Consider the following 16,872-nt stretch of genomic DNA (forward strand, 5'->3'; position numbering starts at 1 on the left):
CCTAGGGCCTCGCGGCGACGATCAGATCCCGGGAGATCGCCTGGTCGACGCGGTGGCGGAACCGCAGGTACGGCTCGGATTCCGCCACCCGCAGGCCGCTCCCGGCGAGGATCTCCGCCAGTTCCTCGCGGCGCCCCACGAACGTGTTCCACGAGATCCCGATCGCGCCGCCCGGCCGCAGCAGCCGCGCCCACTCCGGGACCGCGGCGGCCAGCAGCTCCACCGGGCTCCGCGACAGCTCCTGCCGCCGCCCCGGCCGCCCGCCCTTCGGACGGCTCGCGTGCTGGACGCCGTACGGCGCGTCCGTCACGATCAGATCGAACGACGCGGGCTTGAAGAACCGCCCCGCCTGCAGCGAGTCGGCGTTCACCACCTCGATGTCGATCGTCTCGCCGCTCTTGTACCGCTCCTTCGTCGCCCCGAGCGTCACGTGCAGGCGCCGCCCCACCACCGACTTCTCGCGCCGGATGTTCGACACCTCCGCCTGGTGCTTCACCCGGTTGTTGCGCAGCCACGTCTTGATGAACGCCGCGTACGCGTCGAAGTCCTTGCCGTCGAGGTCGATCCCGGCCGCGTCGAACCCGTACATCATCGCCTGGTTCAGCGTCGTGCCCCGGCCGCACATCGGGTCCAGCACCCGCGGCCGTCCGGCCACCAGGTCCGCGGGGGAGTCGGTCGCCATCGCCGTCACGTTCAGCAGCAGCTTCGTGAAGTGCTCGTTCGTCTTCCCCGAGTACTTCTGGATCGTCAGCAGGTCGCTGCCGAACAGGTCGAGCGGCTCGACCGTCACCGGCCTCAGCAGGCCGCCGTCCCGCAGCTCGAACAGCGCGTACAGCGACGACAGGTTCGACAGCAGCCGCACGTCCCGCGGGCCCAGCTCGTCGGCCTCGAACGTCACGTAGGCGACGCCGCCGATCGACGTCTCCCCGATGTCGCGGACCCGCCCGCCGAGCGCCCGCTCACCGAACACCGCGAGCTCGGCCCGCACCAGTTCGGCGGCGGCCTGCGAGTAGACCCGGTTGTGCGAAGGGGAGACGAGAAGGCCGTACGCGGTCATTCGCACGAGCCTAACAGCGCAGCCCACCGCCCGAGCCCGGCGCGAACACCGATCCCGGGCGTCCGCCCGGGCGCAGGTCAGGCGGTTCCGATGCGGCGCCGCTTCGAACGCGCGGTGCGCTGACGGGCGGACGGCAGGTCGGGCGCCTGGACCACGCGGCCCTCGACCGTCGGGATCTCGCCGGTGGAGTCGCCGGCGGGACCGTCGCCCCGGGCGTCGTCCCGCGCGCCGGCGCCCGGGACGTCCAGCGCCGCCGGCTCGGCGGGCGGGGCCTCCAGCGGTTGCAGGTCGGGCAGGTGGCGCGACGCGGCGTTCAGCAGCTCGGCGACGCGGCTCTTCAGGCTCGCCAGGTCGGCGCGGGCCACGTCGGCCTGCGCCTGCGCGCGGCGGGCGTTGCGGCGGGCCTCGTCGCGCTCGGCGGCCAGCCGGTTGAGCTGCTCATGGTAGGCGGCCCGCAGTTCGTCGAGGGCGCTCGAGGCGCCGTTGTGCGGAGTGGTCATGCTCTTCTGGGCTCCTCCCCCGAGTGGTCCAGTGGCACAGAGTGCAACGCCCGTTCCGGGCCGGTTGGTTCCCCGCAGTGTGGAAGATCACTCACCGATCGCCGGGGACGGGACGCGGCGCGAGCGCGGAGTCCGGCAGCCCGGGGAACGCGTCCGCCGGAGCGGCCGCCCCCGCCCGGGCCCGCCAGCGCGCGGCCCGGCCCGCCGCCCGCAGCGCCCCGTCGGCCGCGAAGACCCGCAGGTCCGGGGCCGGGGCCCCCGCCAGCGCGACGTAGCCGGGGACGACGCCGTCCTCGAGCGAAGCCGCGAGCACGGCCGCACTGCGGACGTCGGTGACCCGCACCGGCAGCTCGTAGGCGGGCGCGGCGGCGACCGGGTCCGCGGTCATGATCGACAGCAGCGCGTCGCGCCGCGACCGGTGGCCGTCCCACATCTCCTTCGCGGTCGCGCGCAGGTCGCCGGTCAGCCGCCCGCCGAGCACCCCGTACCCGTACACGGCCGCGTGCTCGGCGGCCAGCGCGTCCTGCAGCGCGGGCGCGCCGGACCCGGCCGGGACGGGCGCCGGTTCGCCCTCGACCGTCCGCGCATGCCCGGCCTCGCAGGCCGCGATGCTCGCGAGGAGCTGCGCGAGCCCCGGCTCGACGTGCGCCGTGTCGGCGGCGCGCGCCACGGCCGCCTCGCCCTCCGCGCGGCGCAGCGCCGCGAGCGCCGCGTCGCGTCCGGACGGGACGGGCCGCGCGCTCGGCGACGGGATCCGCCCGCCTTCGTGCCGCCGGTCGCCCGAACCCGGCACGTGATGCTCCTTCAGCACCCGCAGGTGCTCGCGATGCCGCGCCAGGACGGGGTCGATCTCCCCGGCGAGGCCGGGGATCGCGGCGCGGGCCGCCTCGTAGGAGGCGATGAGGTCCTGCTCGGCGGCGATGGCGCGCACCAGCGCGGGCATCCCGCGCACCGGCGCCGCGGCCTCGGCGGCGCACCCCGTCAGCGACCCGGACAGCAGCGGCAGGACGAGCGCGCCCCCGAGCAGCGCCCGGCGCCGCACGCCGCCGCGCGGTACGGCCTGTGGCAAGGGAGTCTCCTCACCGGATGGTGTGGGCGGTGATGCGCACGGGAACGCGCGCATCCGGATGTGCAGGGGAGGCCCGCGGGGTCGGTCGCCGCGACGCCGCCGGCGGGCCGGTACCAGCATTTCACATCCGCCGCGCCGGTGACCTGTCCGAAAGACCGCTGCGGTGTCCGGCTGTCGATAGTCTTGAAGGGTCGGCGGACACGCGCTGACATCAGGACAACACGAGGAGGGGCCATGAGCGTCGAGTCCCGCGGAGGCCCGGCCCGCGGGGGCCGCCCCGGCAGGGGCCGCGCCCATGGGGACCGCGAGGGGAGCGGCCGGGAGCGCCGCCCCGACGCGGCGGCGCGCCCGTCCCGCGACGTCGCCGCCGCCGAGCTGCGGCGCCTCCTCGAACCGGCCGTGACCGGGGCCGGGTTCGACCTCGAGGACCTCGACGTCCGCCCGGCGGGCCGGCGCCGGCTCGTCAAGGTCGTCGTGGACGCCGACGGCGGCGTCGGGCTCGACGACATCGCCCGGCTGAGCGAGGCCGCCTCCGCGCTGCTCGACGGCTCCGACGTCATGGGCGCATCCCCGTACGTGCTCGAGGTGACCTCGCCCGGCGTCGACCGGCCCCTCACCGAGCCGCGGCACTGGCGCCGCGCCGTCGGCCGGCTGGTCGTCGCGCCGCTGGCGGAGGGCGGGCAGGTCGAGGGCCGCGTGGTCGCGGCCGACGACGAGGCCGTCGAGATCGAGGTCGCCGAGCCGCGCCGGAAGAAGGGAGCCGGCGCGGGCGGCGGCGGTACGTCCGCTGGGTCGAAGACCGCCGGGCCGGGCGTCCGGCGGCGCCGGTTCGGCCTCGGCGAGCTGGGGCGCGGCCGCGTCCAGGTGGAGTTCAAGGCTCCTCCGCCCGGGGCGGCGGCCGAGGAATCGCGTTCACCGGCTGAGCCGGACTAGAGGGGGGAACCTCGTGGACATCGACATGACCGCCCTGCGGGGCCTGGAGAGCGAGAAGGACATCTCGCTCGACGTGGCCGTGAAGGCCATCGAAGACGCCCTGCTGATCGCCTACCACCGCACCGAGGGCGCGGCGCCCCGGGCGCGCGTCGAGCTTGACCGCACCACCGGGCACGTCACCGTCTGGGCCACCGAGACCGACGAGGAGGGCACCGCCCTCCGCGAGTACGACGACACCCCGACCGGGTTCGGGCGGATCGCCGCGACCACCGCCAAGCAGGTCATCCTGCAGCGGCTGCGCGACGCCGAGGACGAGCTGACGTTCGGCGAGTACGCGGGCCGCGAGGGCGACATCGTCAGCGGCATCATCCAGCAGGGCAAGGACCCGCGGAACGTCCTGGTCGACCTGGGCAAGATCGAGGCGGTGCTGCCGCCGCAGGAGCAGGTGCCGGGGGAGCGGTACGGGCACGGCGAGCGCCTGCGCGCCTACGTCGTCCAGGTCCGCAAGGGCCACCGCGGCCCGTCGGTGCAGCTGTCGCGCACCCACCCCAACCTGGTGCGCAAGCTGTTCGCGCTGGAGGTCCCAGAGATCGCCGACGGGACGGTGGAGATCGCGGCGATCGCCCGCGAGGCCGGGCACCGCACCAAGATCGCGGTGCGGTCGCGCAAGCCGGGCGTGAACGCCAAGGGGGCCTGCATCGGCCCCGTCGGCGGGCGCGTCCGCAACGTGATGACCGAGCTGCACGGCGAGAAGATCGACATCGTGGACTGGTCGGAGGACCCGGCCGAGTTCGTCGGGAATGCGCTGTCGCCCGCGCGCGTTTCGAACGTCGAGGTCGTGGACGCGGACGCCCGGGTCGCCCGGGTGATCGTGCCCGACTACCAGCTTTCGCTGGCCATCGGCAAGGAAGGGCAGAACGCCCGGCTCGCGGCCCGGCTCACCGGCTGGCGGATCGACATCCGGTCCGACACCGAGCCCGTCGAGGCCGCCGGGGGCGCCGACGCCCGCGGGCAGGGCCGGCCGCAGCCGGACGACCGCGGCGGCGCCCGGTCGCAAACGCCCCCCAAGGCCGCCGGGCCCGGCGGATCCGGATCTTCTACGTCAGGAGACCATGCGACAGGTCCCGCCGACGCCTCGGCGCGGTAGACTCTTGAAAAGCGGCCGGGCGGCCCCCACGCGTACGTGTGTGGGCTGTCGGGCTCGCACGGCCAAGTCCGACCTGCTCCGCCTGGTGGTGGTCGAGGGCGTGATCGTCCCCGATCCGCGCGGGCGGATGCCGGGACGGGGCGCGCATCTGCACCCCGATCCGGGATGCCTCGAGCTCGCAGAGCGACGTCGGGCGTTCCCCAGGGCGTTCCGCCTTCAGGGGCCGCTCGACGCCGGTGTGCTGCGGGCGCGGGTTGCGGAGCGGGCCGCGCGGCAGCAGGATGGCTGAACGTAATGGCCGAACGGTAAGCGACGTCTAGTCGGGAAGCAGGTCGAGATTGCTATGAGCGCTCGATGAGCACGCCGCGATGAGTACGGCAAGTTAGCGACGGTCCGGAGGCCGCACCCCCGGACCGAGTAGGGAGTGCAGTGGCCAAGGTCCGGGTATACGAGCTCGCCAAGGAGTTCGGAGTAGAGAGCAAGGTCGTCATGGCCAAGCTCCAGGAGATGGGCGAGTTCGTCCGTTCGGCGTCCTCCACGATCGAGGCGCCGGTCGTACGCAGGCTTACCGAAGCCTTTCAGAATGGTTCTTCCTCCAAGCAGGGGGACAGGCGCGCCGCACCGAAGAAGCCTTCGGGGCCGCGCCCGTCCGCGCCGCGTCCGGGTCCGCCCGCCGGCGACGGACGATCTTCCCAGGGTCCGCGTCCGGGCCCGCGTCCCGGCCCCGGTGGACCCGGTGGTCCCGCCGGCCAGGGCGCGTCGCGTCCGGCCGCGCCGAAGCCCGGTCCCGCGGGCGCGCCCAAGCCGGGCCCGCGCCCGCCGGTCCCGCCGGCGCCGACCCAGCAGGTCCCGGGCCAGCAGGCTCCGGGCCAGCAGGTGCCGCCTCCGGCCGCCGCGCAGGGCCCGAGCGCCCCGCCGGCCGGCGAGCGCACCGAGCGCACCGAGCGCACCGAGCGCACCGAGCGCACCGAGCGCACCGACCGCGGTGAGCGTCCCGGCGGCCAGGGCGGCGGACGCCCGGCCGGCGGCCCGAAGCCGGGTCCCCGCGCGCCCAAGCCGGGCCCGCGTCCCGCCCCCCGCCCCGCGGGCGGCGGCCGCGGCCCCGGTGGCCCGCGTCCGGGCAACAACCCGTTCAGCTCCAACGCCAGCGGCATGGGCCAGGCGCCCAAGCCGGGCCCGCGTCCCGGCCCGCGGCCGGGCGGCGACCGTCCCGCCCGTGACGGCGGTCCGGCCGGCGGCCCGCGTCCGGGCCCGCGTCCCGGCGGCGCCCCCGGTGCCGGCGGCCCGCGCCCGAACCCGGGCAGCATGCCGCCCCGTCCGGGCGGCCCGCGGCCCAGCCCGATGAACATGCCGTCCTCGCGTCCCGCGGCCCCCGGTCGCGGCGGCCCCGGCGGCGGTCGCGGTCCCGGCGGCGGCGGACGCCCCGGCGGCGGCGGTCGTCCCGGCGGCGGCGGTGGCGGCGGTCGTCCCGGCGGCGGCTTCGGCGGTCCGCGCGGCGGCGCCGGCGGCGGTGGCGGTGGCGGCGGCCGTCCGGGGTTCGGTCCCCGGCCCGGCGGCGGCGGTCGCGGTCGCGGCGGCACGCAAGGCGCGTTCGGCCGTCCCGGCGGACGTCCCGCACGCGGGCGCAAGTCGAAGCGGGCGCGTCGTCAAGAGTTCGAGAACATGCAGGCGCCCGCCGTCGGCGGCGTCTCGGCCCCGCGCGGCAACGGCCGGACCATCCGGCTCCCGCAGGGCGCCTCGCTGACCGACTTCGCCGAGAAGATCGGCGCCAACCCGGCGTCGCTCGTCGCGATCATGATGCACCTCGGCAAGATGGTCACCGCGACGCAGTCCGTCGACCCCGACGACCTGCAGGCGCTCGGGCTCGAGCTGGACTTCGACGTCCAGGTCGTCAGCCCCGAGGACGAGGACCGCGCGCTGCTCGAGTCGTTCGACATCGAGTACGGCGAGGACGAGGGCGGCGAGGAGCACCTCCAGGCGCGTCCGCCCGTGGTCACCGTCATGGGCCACGTCGACCACGGTAAGACGAAGCTGCTGGACGCCGTCCGGCACGCCAACGTGCAGGCGGGCGAGGCCGGCGGCATCACCCAGCACATCGGCGCCTACCAGGTCGAGACCGAGGTCGACGGCGAAGAGCGCAAGATCACCTTCATCGACACCCCGGGTCACGAGGCGTTCACCGCCATGCGTGCCCGCGGTGCCGACACCACCGACCTGGTGGTGCTGGTGGTCGCCGCGGACGACGGCGTCAAGCCGCAGACGACCGAGGCGATCGACCACGCCACCGCGGCCGGGGTGCCGATCGTGGTCGCGGTCAACAAGATCGACGTCGAGGGCGCCGACCCGAACAAGGTGCGGGCGCAGCTCACCGAGTACGGCCTGGTCGCCGAGGAGTTCGGCGGGCAGACCATGTTCGTCGACGTGTCCGCCAAGCAGGGCACGAACATCGACGGGCTGCTCGAGGCGATCATCCTGGCCGCCGACGCCGAGCTCGACCTGAAGGCCAACCCCGACATGCCCGCCCAGGGCTCGGCCATCGAGGCCCACCTGGACAAGGGCCGGGGCGCCGTGGCGACCGTGCTGGTGCAGCGCGGCACGCTCCGGGTCGGCGACTCGATCGTCTGCGGCGTGGCCAACGGCCGCGTCCGGGCGATGCTCGACGAGAACGGCAACAACGTCGAGGAGGCGGGCCCGTCCCGTCCGGTGCTGGTGCTCGGCCTCGCGGCCGTGCCCGGCGCGGGCGACAACTTCCTGGTCGTCGACGACGACCGGGTGGCCCGCCAGATCGCCGACAAGCGCGTCGCCCGCAAGCGCAACGCCGAACTGCTGCGCAGCCGCAAGAGCAGCTCCCTCGAGGAACTGTTCAAGGACTTCCAGCAGGGCAAGCGGGAAGAGCTGCTGCTCATCCTCAAGGGCGACGTGTCCGGTTCGGTCGAAGCGCTGGAGGACTCCCTCCTCAAGATCGACGTGGGCGACGAGGTCAGCCTGCGGATCATCCGCCGCGGCGTCGGCGCGATCACGCAGGACGACGTCAACCTGTCGCTGGCGTCCGAGGAGGGCGCGGTCATCATCGGCTTCAACGTGCGGCCCGAGCGGAACGCACAGGAGATCGCCGACCGCGAAGGCGTCGACATCCGGTACTACTCGGTCATCTACCAGGCGATCGAGGAGATCGAGGCGGCCCTCAAGGGCATGCTCAAGCCGGAGTTCGAGGAGGTCCAGCTCGGTACCGCGGAGATCCGCGAGATCTTCAAGGTGCCGCGGATCGGCAACGTCGCCGGTTCGATGGTTACCTCCGGCCACATCCAGCGGAACGCGAAGGCACGCCTCGTCCGCGACGGCGTGGTCATCGCCGACAACCTCACGGTGTCGTCGCTGCGCCGCTTCAAGGAGGACGCGACCGAGGTCCGCGAGGGCTTCGAGTGCGGTATCGGCGTGGGCTTCAACGACATCAAGCTCGGCGACGTCATCGAGTGCTTCGAGATGCGGGAGAAGCCCCGCGACTGAGGCGCCCGGCGACGCCCGGAAGCCGAACGGCCGGCCGTCCGTCCGGACCCACGGGTCCGGACGGGCGGCCGTCCCCGGATCGGCCCCCGCTCGCGGAATCCACTCAGGCCGCCCCTGCGTTCCCGTCGCGGTGATCGCAGGGCCACGGCGTCCGGCGCCGCCCCGCAGACGGGGGACGAAGGACGGGGCGTCCCGTCCTGCCGTCCCTGCGGGCGATGCGGGACGGCTCGGGCCCTCACCCGGGTCGCGGTGCTGGCTCGCCGGTGGGGTGAGTGAAACGTGACGGTCCGGGGCGCTCGACGGAAAAACGGTGACATGGCGCCAGGCTCATCTCATAGCCTGGCGTCTGTCATACCCGGTCCCGCCCCCCGCCGAAGGCGGAGGTCGGCCGGGAACACGGCGGCCGATCGCCGTCGTTCCACTTTTGAGAGATCCCGAGGTGATCGATCAGGTGTACGTGGGTGCACTGACACTCGACCTGCTGCTGGGGGACGTCCGGTCGCTGAAGCAGAAGCGGTCCGTGGTCCGGCCCCTCATCGCCGAGGTGCGCAAGCACTTCCCGGGCGTGGCCGTGGCCGAGACCGGCGACAACGACCTGTACCGGCGGGCGGAGATCGGGATCGCCGTGGTCTCGGGCACCGCGGCCAACTGCACCCAGGTGCTCGAGCAGTGCGAGCGCCTGGTGTTCGGGCGGCCGGAGATCGAGCTGTTGTCGGCCAGGCAGCGGCTCTTCAATGACGAGGACTGATCCGGCCGGCGGCCGGGACACGGCCCTCGCCGGACCATAGAAAGGGAGTGCGATCATGGTGGACGCAGCTCGCGCGCGCAAGCTCGCCGACCGCATCCAGCAGATCGTCGCCGAGATGCTGGAACGGCGGATCAAGGATCCGCGGCTCGGCTTCGTGACCGTGACGGACACCCGCATCACCAACGACCTGCGCGACGCCACCGTGTACTACACGGTGTACGGGTCGGACGGCGAGCGCGCCGAGACGGCGGCCGCGCTGGAGAGCGCCAAGGGCGTGATCCGCTCGGAGGTCGGCAAGCAGACGGGGATCCGGCACACGCCGAGCATCACCTTCGTCATGGACTCCCTGATGGAGAACGCCGCCCACATCGACGACCTGCTGGCGAAGGCGCGCGCGCGGGACGCCGAGGTCGCGCGGGCCGCGCAGGGCGCCGCGCACGCCGGGGACGCCAACCCGTACCGCGAGCCCGCCGCCGACGGCGAGCCGGACGACGAGCTCGACGACGACGAGCCCGGGTTCGACGGCGAGGACGGCTCGTCCCGGCGTTCGCCGTCGTGAGCGCCGCCGATGACCGCGCCCTCGCACCGGCGGCGTGGTCGCACGAGTGGCCGTCGCACGAGTGGCCGTCGCACGTCGCCGGCGGGTACCGGGCGGGCCACGGCGACGCGGGCCCCGGCCACGATCCGGTGCCCCTCGCCGGGAACGGCGCCGCCCCGTCCGGAGAGACCGCCCCGGACGCCGGCGACGGCTCCGGCGACCTCGAATGGGAGAAGGCGCTCGAGCTGATCCGCGCGGCCGACGAGGTCGTGCTCGCGTGCCACGTCGTCCCGGACGGGGACGCGCTCGGCTCCATGCTCGCGCTCGCGCGGGCGCTCCGCTCGCTCGGCAAGCGGTCCCTCGCGTCGTTCGGCGAACCGTTCACCGTCCCGGGGATCCTGCGGTTCCTGCCCGGCCAGGAGCTGCTCGTGGAGCCCGGGCGGCTGCCGGCGTCGCCCCGGCTGATGATCTCGCTGGACGCGGCGGGCCGCGCCCGGCTGGGGTCCCTCGCGGGGCACGCCGACCGGGCCGGGGCGCTGATCGTGGTCGACCACCACGCGTCCAACACCGGGTTCGGCGGCGTGCGGCTGGTCGACCCGGACGCCGCCGCGACGGCCGTGCTGGTCGAGGAGCTGATCCGGCGGCTCGGCGTCCCCCTCGACGGCGACATCGCCCAGAACCTGTACGCGGGGCTCGCGAGCGACACGGGCTCGTTCAAGTACCCGTGCACCACCCCGGAGGTGCACGACCTCGCCGGACGGCTGCTCACCGCGGGCGTCCGTCCCGAGGCGGTCAGCCGCGAGCTGTGGGACCGGGCGCCGTTCGGCTACCTGCAGGTGCTCGCGGGCGCGCTCGCGCGGGCCCGGCTGGAGCGCGACGCCGCCGGCGGCCGGGGCCTGGTGTGGACGACGATCGCCCGGGCGGACCGGGACGCGCGCGACGTCCCCTACGATCAGCTCGAAGGCGTCATCGACCAGCTCCGCCGCACCGACGAGGCCGAGGTCGCGGTCGTGTGCAAGGAGAACGACGACGGCGACTGGTACGTGTCCATGCGCTCCAAGGGGGCGGTGGACGTCGGCCGCGCCTGCGTCGGGCTCGGCGGGGGCGGGCACCGGACCGCGGCCGCGTTCACCACGGCCGGGGAGCCCGCGGTCATCATCGACCGGCTGCGCGGCGCGCTGCGCCCGCCCGGCGAGGCCGTCCCGTCCTGACCCTTCGGCCCACCAGTCGAACCCGGCCGGGGACCCCGGCCCTGGAATCGGAGCGCGCGTGGAGAACTCGGGGCTCGTCATCGTCGACAAGCCGGCGGACTGGACCTCGCACGACGTCGTCGGCCGCATGCGGCGGCTCGCGAAGACCCGCCGGGTCGGGCACGCGGGGACGCTCGACCCGATGGCGACGGGCGTCCTCGTGCTCGGCGTGGGGAAGGCGACCCGGCTGCTCGGGCACCTCGCCCTCACCGAGAAGGGCTACGACGCGACGATCCGGCTCGGGCAGTCGACCAACACCGACGACGCCGAGGGCGAGATCACCGCGTCGGCGTCCGCCGCGGCGGTGACGGACGAGGCGCTGCACGCGGGCGTCGCGGCGCTGACGGGACGCATCGAGCAGGTGCCCCCGCAGGTCAGCGCGATCAAGGTGAACGGCGAGCGGGCGTACAAGATGGCCCGCAAGGGCGAGGAGGTCGAGCTCAAGGCCCGCCCGGTGACCGTGCACGGCTTCGCCGTCACCGGCGTCCGGCGCGACGGCGACCTGATCGACGTCGACGCGTCGGTCGCGTGCTCGTCCGGCACCTACATCCGCGCGCTGGCCCGCGACCTCGGCGCGTCCCTCGGCTGCGGCGGGCACCTGACCCGGCTGCGCCGCACCCGCGTCGGCCCCTACGACCTCGGCATGGCCCGCACCCTGGACGACCTGGCGGAGAACCTCGAGATCCTGCCGATGAACGAGGCGGTCGCCGCGGCGTTCCCGCGCCGGGACGTGTCGGCGGACGACGCCCGCAAGGTCGCGCACGGGGGGCGGCTCCCGGCGGCCGGGCTCGGCCCGGGCCCGGTCGGCGTGTTCGGGCCGGACGGGACGCTGCTCGCGCTCGTCGAGGAGCAGGGGCGCGCGGCCAAGCCTCTGGCGGTCTTCGTTCCCTGACGGGCTCGGGGCACGCCCGCGGCGGGCCGTGTCGATCGTCACGCCGGGGCGCCGGTGCGAATCAACCTACGGTGGCGTAACCTACGTAACCGTAAGTTTGTTGTGGCATGGTCATAGCAGGAGGTGCCCATGGCGACGGCGACGAGCGACCCTACCGCGAGCACATCCGTCGAATCCCCCACCCGCCCGAGGCTGCGCGGCTGGCTGCACATCGGCGCGTTCCCGGCCGTCCTGGTCGCCGGGCTCGTGCTGGTCGCGCTCGGCCCGACGACGGAGGCCAGGCTGGCCTCGGCGGTGTACGTGGCGGCGTCCGGGCTGCTGTTCGGCATCTCCGGCACCTACCACCGGCAGCGCTCCCACCGGGTCATCGAGGTGCTGCGCCGCTTCGACCACGCGAACATCTACCTGATCATCGCCGGGACGTACACGCCGTTCGCGGTCGTGGCCCTGGACGGCGGCGTCCGCATCGCCGTCCTGGCCACCGTGTGGACGGGCGCGATCGCCGGCGTCGTGTTCCGGACGGCCTGGATCGGCGCCCCGCGCGCGCTCTACGTCACCCTGTACATCGTCCTGGGCTGGGTCGCGGTGTTCTTCATGCCGCAGTTCCTGGAGGGCGCGGGCCTCGCGGCGTGCGTCCTGGTCGCGGTCGGCGGCGTCTGCTACAGCCTGGGCGGCGTCGTTTACGGGCTGCGCCGCCCCGACCCGTTCCCGAACTGGTTCGGTTTCCATGAGGTGTTCCACACGTTCACGCTCGTGGCGTACGTCCTCCAGTACATCGCGGTTTCGCTGGTCGTGTACCAGTCCGGCTGACCCGCCCCGCGCGCGCTCCGGACGCGTTCACCCGCGTTTACCCGCGTTAGGACGCCCCTCCCACGACGTCGGCTCGGGACGCATGGCACCCTTTATGGCGACGGCAAGAACCGGGCAGACATGAACCGGACGGATACGTCCTACGCAGGGAGAGCATGGTGCGGCGCTGGCATGGCCTCGACGAGGTACCCGCCGACTGGGGCCGTTCGGTGGTCACCATCGGCGTGTTCGACGGTGTGCACCGCGGGCATCAGCGGATCGTCGGCGCCGCCGCCGAGGAGGCCCGGCGGCGCGGGCTGCGCTCGGTGGTGATCACCTTCGATCCGCATCCGGACGAGGTCGTGCGGCCCGGCACCCACCCGCCGCTGCTGGCCACCACCGGCCGCCGCATCGAGCTGCTCGAGGGCCTCGGCACCGACGCGGTCGTGGTCGTCCCGTTCACGCTCGACCTGTCGAAGACGCCGCCGGACGAGTTCGTCCAGCAGGTCCTCGTGGACCGGCTGCACGCGGCGCACGTCATCGTCGGCGAGGACTTCCGGTTCGGGCACAAGGCCAAGGGCGACATCGCGCTGCTGCAGGAGCTCGGCGGCAAGTACGACTTCACCGCCGAGGGCGTCCCGCTGGTGGCGGACGGCGACACGATCTCCTCGACCTCCATCCGGGAACGGCTGGAGGCGGGCGAGGTCGAGGCCGCCGCCGAGGCGCTCGGCCGTCCGCACCGGGTGGAGGGCGTCGTCGTGCGCGGCCACCGCCGCGGGCGGGCGCTCGGCTTCCCGACCGCGAACCTGGAGACGCTGCCGAACACCGCGATCCCCGCCGACGGCGTCTACGGCGGCTGGCTGGTCTGCGACTCCGACCGCTATCCGGGCTTCCGCTGGCCCGCCGCGATCTCCATCGGGACGAACCCGACGTTCGAGGGCGCGGGGGAGCGGACCGTCGAGGCGTACGCGCTCGACCGCGACGACCTCGACCTGTACGGCGAGCACATGGGCGTCGACTTCACCGCCCGCATCCGGGACACGCTCAAGTTCGACTCGATCGACGCGCTCGTCGAGGAGATGCACCGGGACGTCGACCGGGCCCGGGAGATCACCTCGGACGCGTCCGGCGACACGTCCGCGACGTCCGGCGACGGGTCCGGGACGCCCGCCGGCTGACGTCCCGCGCGGGGCGGGACGCGCGCCGCACCCTCCGTGATCATGCGGAACCCGGACCGTGACGGTGCGTCGTCCCGGCATGGTACGGTGAAGAATCGCCGGGAAGGGCCCCGGTGCGGCTGGCTGCACCCTCATGCGGCTCGCCACATCTCTCAATGACGCACCATGCGGACCCGTCCGCCCGTTTCCGGGCCGGGATCTGCGGGTGACGACCTTACGAAGGAGCCACGTGTCGCTCGACACCGCCACGAAGAAGCAGATCATCGCCGAGTACGCGACCACTGAGGGTGACACCGGGTCTCCGGAGGTCCAGGTCGCGCTGCTGACCCGGCGCATCACCGATCTGACCGAGCACCTCAAGGAGCACAAGCACGACCACCACAGCCGCCGCGGCCTCCTGCTGCTGGTCGGCCAGCGTCGTCGGCTCCTGAAGTACCTCGCCAACAAGGACATCAACCGGTACAGGAAGCTGATCGAGCGTCTCGGTCTGCGCCGCTAGCGGTGTGAGGGAGTGGCCATCGGGCCACTCCCTTCCTTTTATGGCCGGGCCGGGCCGTCGAGGCCCCCGGCCGGGCCGGGGCCGGCGGACGGGCCGCCCCGGCGCACCACGCGCCCGTCCGGCCCACCGGCCGGACCGGCCGTAAAACCGAAGAGAAAGCCTCGCGGACACCGCTGGTGCGGGCCGGTCCTCGGTAGTGGCTTCCGGATCCGATCCGCCCGCGTCGGCGGGCACGGGATCCGGGTGCTTCGATCGAAGACCGGCAGCGTGACAAGCCACGGGAAACGGCCGCGAGGACCGAAACCGGAACCTGAGGAGGTTTCCCGTGACAGAAGCCGTGCGCATCGACGGAGCGCAGAGCACCGAGGCCGTGATCGACAACGGCACGTTCGGCACCCGCACCATCCGCTTCGAGACGGGCCGGGTGGCCCGCCAGGCCGCCGGCTCGGCCGTCGCCTACCTCGACGACGAGACGATGGTGCTGTCGGCGACCACCGCGTCGAAGAAGCCCAAGGACAACCTGGACTTCTTCCCGCTGACCGTGGACGTCGAGGAGCGGATGTACGCGGCCGGGCGCATCCCCGGCTCGTTCTTCCGCCGCGAGGGCCGTCCCTCCGAGGACGCGATCCTCACCTGCCGGCTGATCGACCGGCCGCTGCGCCCGTCCTTCGCCAAGGGCCTGCGCAACGAGATCCAGGTCGTCGAGACGATCATGGCGCTGCACCCCGACCACCTGTACGACGTCGTGGCCATCAACGCCGCCTCGATGTCCACCCAGCTGGCCGGGCTGCCGTTCTCCGGCCCGATCGGCGGCGTCCGCGTCGCGCTGATCGACGGCCAGTGGGTCGGGTTCCCCACCCACCCCGAACTCGAGCGCGCCACGTTCGACATGGTCGTCGCCGGCCGCGTCCTCGAGGACGGCGACGTCGCGATCATGATGGTCGAGGCCGAGTCGACCCGCGACACCCTCAAGCTCGTCGCCGAGGGCGCCGCCGCCCCGACCGAGGAGACGGTCGCCGAGGGCCTCGAGGCCGCCAAGCCGTTCATCAAGGTGCTGTGCCGCGCGCAGAGCGACCTCGCCGCCGTCGCCGCCAAGCCGACCGCCGAGTACCCCGTCTTCCTGGACTACCAGGACGACGCCCTCGACGCCGTCACCGAGGCCGTCGGCGGCGACCTCGCGCAGGCGCTCACCATCGCCGGCAAGCAGGAGCGCGAGACCCGCCTCGACGAGATCAAGGCGGCCGCCGCCGAGAAGCTCGCCGAGCGGTTCGAGGGCCGCGAGAAGGAGATCTCCGCCGCGTTCCGCGCCGTCACCAAGAAGCTCGTCCGCGAGCGCGTCGTCCGGGACGGGCTGCGCATCGACGGCCGCGGCACCAAGGACATCCGCCAGCTCACCGCCGAGGCGCACGTCGTCCCGCGGGTGCACGGCTCGGCGATCTTCGAGCGCGGCGAGACGCAGATCCTCGGCGTGACCACGCTCAACATGCTCCGTATGGAGCAGATGATCGACACGCTCAACCCCGAGCGCACCAAGCGCTACATGCACAACTACAACTTCCCGCCCTACTCCACCGGTGAGACCGGCCGGGTGGGCTCGCCGAAGCGGCGCGAGATCGGGCACGGCGCCCTCGCCGAGCGCGCCCTGATCCCGGTCCTGCCGACCCGCGAGGAGTTCCCCTACGCGATCCGGCAGGTGTCGGAGGCCCTCGGCTCCAACGGCTCCACCTCGATGGGCTCGGTCTGCGCGTCCACGATGTCGCTGCTGGACGCCGGCGTCCCGCTGAAGCAGATGGTCGCGGGCATCGCGATGGGCCTGATCCACGAGGGCGGCGAGTACGTCACCCTCACCGACATCCTCGGCGCCGAGGACGCCTTCGGCGACATGGACTTCAAGGTCGCCGGCACCCGCGACCTGATCACCGCGCTGCAGCTCGACACCAAGCTCGACGGCATCCCCGCCTCGGTGCTGGCCGCCGCGCTCAAGCAGGCCAAGGGCGCCCGCCTGGCGATCCTCGACGTCATGCAGGAGGCCATCGAGGCGCCCGCCGAGATGAGCCCGAACGCGCCGCGGATCATCACCATCAAGGTCCCGGTCGACAAGATCGGCGAGGTCATCGGCCCCAAGGGCAAGATGATCAACTCGATCCAGGACGACACCGGCGCCGACATCACCATCGAGGACGACGGCACGATCTACGTCGGCGCCACCGACGGCCCGTCCGCCGAGGCCGCGCGGCAGGCGATCAACTCGATCGCCAACCCGCACATGCCCGAGGTCGGCGAGCGGTTCCTCGGCACCGTCGTCAAGACGACCACGTTCGGCGCGTTCGTGTCGCTGCTGCCCGGCAAGGACGGCCTGCTGCACGTCTCGCAGATCCGCAAGCTGCACGGCGGCGCCCGGATCGAGAACGTCGAGGACGTCATCGGCGTCGGCGAGAAGATCCAGGTCGAGGTCACCGAGATCGACCAGCGCGGCAAGCTGTCGCTGGTCCCCGTCGACGTGATCGAGCGGGAGTCCGCGGAGAAGGCCGGCGACGGTGACGGCGAGGCCGCCGAGGCGCCCGCCGAGGCCGACGGCGACGGCGAGAGCCGCGACCGCGAGGACGGCGAGCGCCGCGCCCCGCGCCGCCGCCGCACCCGCCGCGGCGGCGACGACGCCGCCCAGCGCAACTCCTGACCGCGCACGACGGCCGACCGGCCCGCCCGCCCGGCGGTACTTCCGCAGCCACGTCCTCGAGTTCCCCGGCGTCGGGGTGAGCGACCCG

General features: G+C 73.7%; 15 protein-coding genes. 12 read left to right on the forward strand and 3 right to left on the reverse strand.

Annotated elements, in window-relative coordinates; genetic code table 11:
- Nucleotide 1: 1 nt before the first annotated feature.
- From AB0L25_RS22860 to AB0L25_RS22870, 3 genes are all read right to left on the reverse strand, one after another.
- Nucleotides 2-1,057 (reverse strand): TRM11 family SAM-dependent methyltransferase, encoded by a 1,056-nt coding sequence (locus AB0L25_RS22860; RefSeq protein WP_500174662.1) that lies wholly within the window; start codon nucleotides 1,055-1,057, stop codon nucleotides 2-4.
- A gap of 77 nt (nucleotides 1,058-1,134) precedes the next feature.
- Nucleotides 1,135-1,557, reverse strand: a complete 423-nt coding sequence (locus tag AB0L25_RS22865; RefSeq protein WP_500174663.1) for a hypothetical protein — start codon at nucleotides 1,555-1,557, stop codon at nucleotides 1,135-1,137.
- 91 nt (nucleotides 1,558-1,648) lie between these two features.
- The gene (locus AB0L25_RS22870; RefSeq protein ID WP_500174664.1) at nucleotides 1,649-2,626 is read right to left on the reverse strand and encodes a ferritin-like domain-containing protein; all 978 of its coding nucleotides are present in this window, start codon (nucleotides 2,624-2,626) and stop codon (nucleotides 1,649-1,651) included.
- 234 nt (nucleotides 2,627-2,860) lie between these two features.
- On the opposite strand from AB0L25_RS22870, the gene rimP reads away from it, so the two are divergent.
- From rimP to AB0L25_RS22930, 12 genes are all read left to right on the forward strand, one after another.
- Nucleotides 2,861-3,559, forward strand: a complete 699-nt coding sequence (rimP, locus tag AB0L25_RS22875; RefSeq protein ID WP_500174665.1) for a ribosome maturation factor RimP — start codon at nucleotides 2,861-2,863, stop codon at nucleotides 3,557-3,559.
- A 25-nt stretch (nucleotides 3,560-3,584) separates the two neighbouring features.
- Nucleotides 3,585-4,706: a transcription termination factor NusA gene (nusA, locus tag AB0L25_RS22880; RefSeq protein ID WP_500174679.1), complete on the forward strand. Its 1,122-nt coding sequence runs from the start codon at nucleotides 3,585-3,587 to the stop codon at nucleotides 4,704-4,706.
- Nucleotides 4,672-4,995, forward strand: coding sequence for a YlxR family protein (locus AB0L25_RS22885; protein ID WP_500174666.1), 324 nt, complete (start codon nucleotides 4,672-4,674; stop codon nucleotides 4,993-4,995). Before nusA ends, AB0L25_RS22885 begins: the two co-directional genes overlap by 35 nt.
- A gap of 140 nt (nucleotides 4,996-5,135) precedes the next feature.
- Entirely contained in the window at nucleotides 5,136-8,213 is a 3,078-nt protein-coding gene (gene infB / locus AB0L25_RS22890) for a translation initiation factor IF-2 (RefSeq protein ID WP_500174667.1), read from the forward strand.
- Between the two features lie 451 nt (nucleotides 8,214-8,664).
- The gene (locus AB0L25_RS22895) at nucleotides 8,665-8,961 is read left to right on the forward strand and encodes a DUF503 domain-containing protein (RefSeq protein WP_500174680.1); all 297 of its coding nucleotides are present in this window, start codon (nucleotides 8,665-8,667) and stop codon (nucleotides 8,959-8,961) included.
- A gap of 55 nt (nucleotides 8,962-9,016) precedes the next feature.
- The gene (rbfA, locus tag AB0L25_RS22900; protein ID WP_500174668.1) at nucleotides 9,017-9,520 is read left to right on the forward strand and encodes a 30S ribosome-binding factor RbfA; all 504 of its coding nucleotides are present in this window, start codon (nucleotides 9,017-9,019) and stop codon (nucleotides 9,518-9,520) included.
- Entirely contained in the window at nucleotides 9,517-10,710 is a 1,194-nt protein-coding gene (locus AB0L25_RS22905; protein WP_500174669.1) for a DHH family phosphoesterase, read from the forward strand. Before rbfA ends, AB0L25_RS22905 begins: the two co-directional genes overlap by 4 nt.
- A 58-nt stretch (nucleotides 10,711-10,768) precedes the next feature.
- A complete protein-coding gene (gene truB, locus AB0L25_RS22910) occupies nucleotides 10,769-11,641 on the forward strand; it encodes a tRNA pseudouridine(55) synthase TruB (protein WP_500174670.1) in 873 nt (290 codons plus the stop codon).
- Between the two features lie 129 nt (nucleotides 11,642-11,770).
- The gene (trhA, locus tag AB0L25_RS22915; protein ID WP_500174671.1) at nucleotides 11,771-12,451 is read left to right on the forward strand and encodes a PAQR family membrane homeostasis protein TrhA; all 681 of its coding nucleotides are present in this window, start codon (nucleotides 11,771-11,773) and stop codon (nucleotides 12,449-12,451) included.
- Nucleotides 12,452-12,609: 158 nt separating this feature from the next.
- The gene (locus tag AB0L25_RS22920; RefSeq protein ID WP_500174672.1) at nucleotides 12,610-13,608 is read left to right on the forward strand and encodes a bifunctional riboflavin kinase/FAD synthetase; all 999 of its coding nucleotides are present in this window, start codon (nucleotides 12,610-12,612) and stop codon (nucleotides 13,606-13,608) included.
- Between the two features lie 229 nt (nucleotides 13,609-13,837).
- On the forward strand, nucleotides 13,838-14,107 hold the full coding sequence (gene rpsO / locus AB0L25_RS22925) for a 30S ribosomal protein S15 (protein WP_026405490.1): 270 nt from the start codon (nucleotides 13,838-13,840) through the stop codon (nucleotides 14,105-14,107).
- A gap of 343 nt (nucleotides 14,108-14,450) precedes the next feature.
- A complete protein-coding gene (locus AB0L25_RS22930; RefSeq protein ID WP_500174681.1) occupies nucleotides 14,451-16,784 on the forward strand; it encodes a polyribonucleotide nucleotidyltransferase in 2,334 nt (777 codons plus the stop codon).
- Nucleotides 16,785-16,872: the final 88 nt, after the last annotated feature.

Origin of the sequence: Spirillospora sp. NPDC052242 (assembly GCF_040679555.1) — a bacterium.
Taxonomy (GTDB): domain Bacteria; phylum Actinomycetota; class Actinomycetes; order Streptosporangiales; family Streptosporangiaceae; genus Spirillospora.

Coding starts and splice junctions, on each gene's coding strand:
- AB0L25_RS22860 (WP_500174662.1), bottom strand. CDS start 1,057: ATGACCGCGTACGGCCTTCTCGTCTCCCCTTCGCACAACCGGGTCTAC.
- AB0L25_RS22865 (WP_500174663.1), bottom strand. CDS start 1,557: ATGACCACTCCGCACAACGGCGCCTCGAGCGCCCTCGACGAACTGCGG.
- rimP (WP_500174665.1), top strand. CDS start 2,861: ATGAGCGTCGAGTCCCGCGGAGGCCCGGCCCGCGGGGGCCGCCCCGGC.
- nusA (WP_500174679.1), top strand. CDS start 3,585: ATGACCGCCCTGCGGGGCCTGGAGAGCGAGAAGGACATCTCGCTCGAC.
- AB0L25_RS22885 (WP_500174666.1), top strand. CDS start 4,672: ATGCGACAGGTCCCGCCGACGCCTCGGCGCGGTAGACTCTTGAAAAGC.
- rbfA (WP_500174668.1), top strand. CDS start 9,017: ATGGTGGACGCAGCTCGCGCGCGCAAGCTCGCCGACCGCATCCAGCAG.
- trhA (WP_500174671.1), top strand. CDS start 11,771: ATGGCGACGGCGACGAGCGACCCTACCGCGAGCACATCCGTCGAATCC.